The following is a 6,981-nucleotide window of genomic DNA, read 5'->3' as shown; positions in this document are numbered from 1 at the left end:
AATAGGCTTGCCATTCATACATCGCAGTAACCGCTCATACCCATCCAGGTGACAGGGAAAGGTTTCTGGAGGGCGGAATGGATGATTATATACGCTAACCGGTCGGTCTTGAAGACTTTCACAGGGTTTTCAGCAAGTTCTTTGGAAGGGAGAAAATACAGATTTGATTTTCAGCAATGCGGCTATATTTCTGGAATAGTCCAGCCCCCTGATTTTTGAAGACTACCTGCCTCCCGGGGCTGCAGGTACAGCGGCCATACTCCGGGTCAGGCACATTATCCATCCCTGGCGCTGCCACTATTCCCGTTTAACGCGAAGCCTGTTTAACTGAGGCGGCCCGGCGGTCCGTGGAAATATTCCCACCTGCCGCGCCGCTGTCCTGCACCCGCTTGGGATGACGGACACAACCCACTGTAACCAGGAGAGGATTATGCAGCCTGCACACGATAATTGGTATTCCCCACTCAAGACGGCCCTGATCGGCGGACGACATGTGTTTTTTGTCGCGCTCATTATACTGCTTCTTTTACCGGGCTGCGGCGGGAGCGACGGAGAGAACGACTCACCTCGGTCTTTTGAAAACGGACGCGCCGAAAAGACTGCTTCCGGAACTTACTGGGTCCTGGATCTGGCGGGATCCTGGCTGGAGATGGGTCGTCAGTACGGAGGTTTGATGGGGCCGGAGCTGCGTCGGTTTCATACCGAGATAACGCGCGATGTCATCGCCCGGGGCATATCCGAAGAAGAACAGAAGAGTATGGCGACCGAGGTAATCAGCCAGTATTCATCCCAGTTGCAAGAGCTGCTTCTTGGCATCAGTCAGACATCCGGCCTGTCTTATGATGAAACACTGGTCCTCAATGCCGGGATGATGCTGCTGACCAACGCGGTCCTGGGCGGAGAGCCGCCCAGCGCGTGCAGCGGCATCGCGGTCTGGGACGGCTACACCAGGGACGGAACCCTGATTTTTGGCCGCAACTGGGACATCGACCGGAAGGCCATGAGCCGGTACATGCGCTATCTGGCCGTGGTCGTGTTGCATCCCCTGGAAGGCAACGCCCTGGCCAATATCCACCCCCTGGGCAACGTGTATCTGGAAACAGGGATGAACAACCGGGGTCTGTTCATCGAGTTGAACAACGGCGAGTACTCCGATCCCACGGTGCATGAGGAGCGCGAGGACACTAGTTCCGTCCTGGTCACTGTACTCAATCAAAGCGACACGGTGCAACAGGCCGCGGCCCTGCTCAAAAGCATCCCCGCGGACGTCTCCTACATTCTGCAGATCGCGGACCTGACCCACGCCGTCTCCCTGGAGCGCCCCACGTTTGACACCAGGGTCCGCCCGGCGGACGATCACGGCCTGGTCATTGCCTACAACAGCTTTGTCCCCCCGTATCCAGCGCACTGGCGGAACAGGGTCGCTCCGCCGAAACCCTCGGACATTGACCCGCGCTACGACAACATGCTTCGGATGGCCCAGTCCCCGGCGTACAAGGGATTGTTCACCCCCCAGGCCATGATGACCTTCCTGGAAGTCCCCATGGAAGAGGGCGGCGCCTACCATACCGGTACGGTCGTTCAGGTCGTGGCCGTACCCGCCGAGAGAACGATCTGGATTCGGGGCTGCGACTACGCGGACTGGGAACGGGTGCCCCTGGCCGGGTATTTCGACGGCAGGCAGTGAGGCGGTCCCTGACCTCTTCGCCCTTGCGCTTCGAACACGCCTCCAACAGCTTCCAGGCATCTCCCGGATCGCCAAGAATCCTGGCAGTGCCAACGGAATGGGCGCAATCAGTGCGAAGCCCTGTGCCCTCCGGGGATATGGATTGTCTTGACGCATGCGTGATGGTCAGAAACGATTGCCTCAAGCAGGACACACGGGATTTCGACTGTCCGCACTGGAAGGCCGGCGGTCCGCAGCCGGGTTTAACAAAGGCCGGCTGTGAGCTCTGCCATTAGTAAAAGTGTTGGCGTTGCCAACAGAATGGGCGCAAACAGCACAGCTTTTACCGGCTGGCTCTTTTTCGCAACATTCCGGAATCACTGTGTTTCTTATTATGGCATGGATCGAGCTTTATTTTTGGGAAACATCGGCGACTGCCATCACGCGCCCTACGTCGAAGCTGGGTAACTCGTAGCCGGGCATGACGGGCTGAGGACGGCTGAAGGCGGCCGCCGCAGCCCTGGCGAATGGCGGCGGCTAAGAAGAACTGGTCAAGGGTTTTTGAGCGGGGTGCTCCTTTTAGGGCATTACAGCTTCAAGATACCAAAGAGGGATGGATCCCGGAACCAGGACATCAGCAACACGGGCAAAAGCCTGCTGCCCCGCCAGCAGGTCAGAACCGTCATTGCTCAACTTATTCATTAGAACTACTAAGGCAGCATCCTGCTCAGGCTGGTAGTACATATTCGCCAGCCAACCGATATTACCGCCGCTATGCCCAAGCCATCCGAAAAGGTTTACCATTCCCAGGCCGCCCTTAATTTCGCCGCGTCCTTTTGGTAATTCGATCCATCTTTTTTGTTCAGCAAACATTTCAGGTGACAGCAGGTATCCTAAGCTGAATGCTCTTGCCCATTTGTAAAGGTCACCGGCAGACGATACCATTGCACCGGCCGTGAAGTCCCACGATAAATCTGAATGGGTGACATCCTTATCGCCGTCGTAACCGTGCGCGTGAGGTTCACGTATGGTTGGGCCTTCGGGAAAGTAGGTGTTATTGAGCTCAAGGGGTCCTGTTATGCTTTCTTCAAGAAACTCCTGTACTGTTTTTCCGGCAATTTCCTCGATCAATATCCCGGCCAGAACGTAGCCGGCATTGGAGTATTCATACTCCATGCCAGGGCTTCCCTGGGGTTTGCCTCCTGTATAGGTGTTGAACACTTCCCAGGGCGTCCACTTACGCAGCGGCTCTTCGCGGAGTGCCCGTCGCAACTCTCCGTCAGGATCTTCATCTCTTATTCCTGAGGTATGGTTGAGAAGCATTCTGACAGTAATTTGGTCACCGTTTGGCACATTGAGAAGGTAGTTGCCCACAGTATCGTCTAAGCCCAACTCTCCCCTATCCGCCAAGATGAGCACCATCACCGCGGTAAAGGTTTTGGTTACACTAGCCACTCGAAACTTGTGTTCGGCTGTCGTCCACTCGTTGGTGGCTGTGTTCGCCACGCCTTTAACAACTGTCCAGGGTCCATCGTTGTGAAGCGAGGTTTTTGCCACCAAGCCCGGTATATTGTTGTCGACCATTACTTTATCTAAAGCATCATTTACCTTTTGGCGGGTTTCATCATGCGAACTTCCTGAACCGCCGCCGCATCCTGAGGATATAAACAGAAGGACCAGCAGGAACATCCAGTATCGCGATGGTGAAAAAGGAAAAGGCATCACAGTTCGAGTACCCCAAAACAATCCGTAACGGCAAAAAAACATGGTCCTTTCTCCCTGGCAGTTGAATAAACGTATTACAGCCTTGCAAAACATGGCCTGAATAGATGCACATGCAAAAAGTCGGGAAATGAATAATTAGGAATAAATCAGCTCCATAAACTCTTTGATTTTACTGGCTCCTGACTCCTGCGACTGTAAAAATGAGTTTTTGCAGTCGCATCTGAATACCATCCTTACAACAATTACCCAGTCTGACGTATCCAATGTACAGCAAGGCCTGCCATAATATTTCCTTGTCGTCAAGACAAGGCGGAAGCTGCGTCCGTCACAGCATTTGCCCTTGAGAAAATGCCCGGACATTGTGGGTAGGCGCACTCATCACCTCCTAAAACGTATTAGGTGCTTATTGGAAATTTCAGACAAACATGTTGGTCCTTGTGGCAATTGTAAGTGGAGCCGGCAGGATGCCGGCTGTTTTTAAAGAAGGCCTGCTGGAAGCAGGCCCCACTTTACAAGAGCATAACATTCAGCTGCCCCGAAGGGGCCACTTTTTCCGTGCAGGGTCACGGAAAAAGCTTAGTAACTTACCCGTTGATGGCTGGAAGATAAAGGAAAGCAGGGGACAGGCACTCCGGGGGACCCGCTTGAGCATCAACCGATGTTGTATAGGGAGCATTACGCGTTTCTGACAACCAGATAGGGGACAGTCCCGAAGCCAGGGACAGTCCCCCTCCGGACTGTAAGCCTCCGGGCAGGAAGCCGTTCCAAGCCATGATAAACCGCTTTTAACCCCAATAAAAGATGTGACAAACACATCAATTTTTTCAGTTGTCAGAAACGCGTAATGCTCCCTGTTGTATACGTCTCATTTATGAGGCAAGCGGGTCCCGGAAGAGCCAGTCCCCCCTCCGGGCTGTATGCCTCCGGGCAGGAAGCCGTGCCACATGCAAAGCACTAAACAGATACTCCTGATCATAGCAACCATGACCAGGCTAAATTCAACCTTGATCACAAGAAACACCTTGTTATTATTTTCAATTCTAATTAATTTCCAAGTCAAGATAAAACTCTCTCAACCGTTTCACAACTGAAGATTAAGAACTTCATCATAATATCCACTACCAACTACCGCCAACCATGTTGGCGCAAACTTATGACTGACCGTGGCTGGCTGCTTTTCATAACGTATTGTTATTTAACGGTTTTATTGTATGGCATAGATAGTGCCTATAATTGAGAAATATCAACACCCAAACAAGGAGGAACGTCATGAGGAAAATGTGGAGAGCGCTTTTCATAACAGCGGCCCTGGCCTTTATTCTCTGCCTGAGCGGACTGGTCATGTCCGGCGAAGCTCAGGCCCGGTTCACGGACAATGGGAACGGGACGGTGACGGACACGGAGACGGGGCTGATGTGGACCAAGGATGCCAACCCGGTCGGCTGGTTGAATTGGGATGACGCCTGGCGGGGGTGCAGCTCTTTCAGCATCTCCGGAATTGGCGGATGGCGGCTGCCGAGCAGGGATGAGCTTTCGGCTATATACCATGCAATTCAAAGCGGACATCCCTTTACCGGGGTCCAGTCGTACGGCTACTGGTCCAGCACGGCCTACGCGGGCCGCAGGGACGCCGCGTGGGCCGTGTCCATGCGCGGCGGCCAAGTGGACGTCATCCACAAGTCCACCCGCTCCCACGTGTGGCCGGTCCGCGCCGGACAGTGAGGTGCTTGGGAGCTGTGGTTGTTCGGAATAGTGGGCTCTTTGGCGGGATGAGGCTGTCCAAGGCGCAGCCTCCGAGGCCCATATTTGCGATTTAGCCCCATGCCCTGGTGGTTGGCAGAGGTAAGAGATTGGATGCGACGGAAAGAACCGGCAACAGGATGTATTCGGTTTCCTGTCACTCAACGAAAATGGAGGTAGAGATGAGAAACAACGCTTTGATTTTTTTAATGATGATACTTTTTCTGGGCGCTTCCCATGCATCAGCATTTGAGGCAACGATCACCAATCAGACCGATCATCGCGTATTTGTCGATGGGTATGGCGTGGCGCCCGGCACGGACCACAGTGAACTGGCCATGACCATTGGCTTGAATCCCAAAGAAACCTTATCCCTGGACTTCATGCACTATGTTCCTTCCGGTCTGACTGGAAGAATATATGTGGAGAATCCTCGTCAAAGAGGATGGCTGCAAATCAGGTCGGTTACGATCCAGGGGGGTGACACGGACGGAATTTCCAATTTCACCCCTATGCCTGGAAATACATCGTGGGTTATTTGCTGGAAGGCGGGGATAGTTGCTCTTCCCCTCAAGGACAATCAATACGGCTTCTGCAAAAAGTGAGAGGTGACTTATGAAAACAAGGCTTTGCTTCGCGCTGATGATAACGTTTTTTCTGCTCATGCCCGTCCTTTCCGCCCATGCTGACCCTTTAGGTGAAAGGATCGCCTTTGAGGTCTGCATCCTGGGGGACGGCCGGAATCCCATCCAAATCAGTGAGGAAGAGGCCGCACGATGGAAGGCATCTGCCATATATGCGTCCATATTCAGAACTGTTTTTGATGGACATACGCACAGAGACTTTGACGGCGATTTTACAAAGGAAACCGGAAGTAATGTTGGTCAATGCGTCAGATCCTTTATAAACACTTTAGGGACCCTGGTGTGTATCGGATCTGACGTGGAGCTGGTCGAGGGTACCACGACGATACGACAATACAACGTGAAACGGATTCTGTGTCGCTGAACTGCTGCCCCCCTGTCCTGACAGCATGGTTTAAAAGGGGGAATCAAAAGAGTTTCCAGATGGAAACTACATAGTTATGCGGCGTTCACCGTATAACTCGCCCTGATTGTGGGCAGGCGGGAGCGGCGGCTTTGGGGAGAATTGTTGTTGGTGAACGTCAGACAGCCACCTGCTGAAAAAATACTGTTGAGCGGGTCGGAGGAATTCATCATCAATGATGATGTCCCCGCAAAAGTCCAAAGCAGGCGTTTTTCAACCAAGGAGGAAAAATCATGAGGAAAATATGGAGAAAGCTTTTCACCACAACGGCCCTGGCCTTGATGCTCTGCCTGTCCGGACTGGTCATGTCGGATTCCGCCTTGCAGGCCCTTTTCCAAGTCTTTCTGCCCCGCGAATCCCATGCCCAGACAACGGTGCCGCCGTGCGAATACTCGCTATGGGACGCCTATCACATGTGCCTGACCTCTTGTGATGGGTGGTACGATGTCCCTAAAGAGAAGGAAACATGCAAGTCCGGGTGCATGTGGATGTGGCAAAATGTCAGAAACGGCAACCATCCATCCAATTGTCACTATCGAGAGTGATTGTTTTCGCAACTATATCCAACATTGGGTGAGAGACAATAACTTCTTATGCCTTGGTCCAAACATAGGGAGCATTACGCGTTTCTGACAACCAGAGAGGGGACAGTCCCGAAGCCAGGGACAGTCCCCCTCCGGGCTGTAAGCCTCCGGGCAGGAAGCCGTGCCAAGCCATGATAAACCGCTTCTAACCACAAAAAAGCTGTGACAAGCACATCATTTTTTTCAGTTGTCAGAAACGCGTAATGCTCCCCAAACATT

The 6,981-nt window shown here is 53.0% G+C and carries 5 protein-coding genes; 4 read left to right on the top strand and 1 reads right to left on the bottom strand.

Annotation, left to right across the window (positions count from 1 at the left end; translation table 11 throughout):
- Positions 1 to 430 precede the first annotated feature (430 nt).
- The gene (locus LZ23_RS20720) at positions 431 to 1,687 is read left to right on the top strand and encodes a C45 family autoproteolytic acyltransferase/hydrolase (RefSeq protein WP_045217310.1); all 1,257 of its coding nucleotides are present in this window, start codon (positions 431 to 433) and stop codon (positions 1,685 to 1,687) included.
- A 558-nt stretch (positions 1,688 to 2,245) separates the two neighbouring features.
- On the opposite strand, the gene LZ23_RS20715 is transcribed toward LZ23_RS20720, so the two are convergent.
- Positions 2,246 to 3,433, bottom strand: coding sequence for a serine hydrolase domain-containing protein (locus LZ23_RS20715; RefSeq protein ID WP_052507585.1), 1,188 nt, complete (start codon positions 3,431 to 3,433; stop codon positions 2,246 to 2,248).
- A 1,227-nt stretch (positions 3,434 to 4,660) separates the two neighbouring features.
- Here LZ23_RS20715 and LZ23_RS20700 point away from each other — a divergent pair.
- The 3 genes from LZ23_RS20700 (at position 4,661) to LZ23_RS24385 (ending at position 6,723) form a co-directional block, all read left to right on the top strand.
- Positions 4,661 to 5,113, top strand: coding sequence for an Lcl C-terminal domain-containing protein (locus LZ23_RS20700; RefSeq protein WP_052507584.1), 453 nt, complete (start codon positions 4,661 to 4,663; stop codon positions 5,111 to 5,113).
- 200 nt (positions 5,114 to 5,313) lie between these two features.
- A complete protein-coding gene (locus tag LZ23_RS20695; protein ID WP_045217304.1) occupies positions 5,314 to 5,736 on the top strand; it encodes a hypothetical protein in 423 nt (140 codons plus the stop codon).
- A gap of 675 nt (positions 5,737 to 6,411) precedes the next feature.
- The gene (locus LZ23_RS24385) at positions 6,412 to 6,723 is read left to right on the top strand and encodes a hypothetical protein (RefSeq protein ID WP_157493385.1); all 312 of its coding nucleotides are present in this window, start codon (positions 6,412 to 6,414) and stop codon (positions 6,721 to 6,723) included.
- Positions 6,724 to 6,981 lie beyond the last annotated feature (258 nt).

This window comes from Desulfonatronovibrio magnus (genome assembly GCF_000934755.1).
GTDB classification, from domain to species: domain Bacteria; phylum Desulfobacterota; class Desulfovibrionia; order Desulfovibrionales; family Desulfonatronovibrionaceae; genus Desulfonatronovibrio; species Desulfonatronovibrio magnus.
Note: the sequence above shows the minus strand (reverse complement) of the source record. Positions and strands in the feature narration are given on the sequence as shown.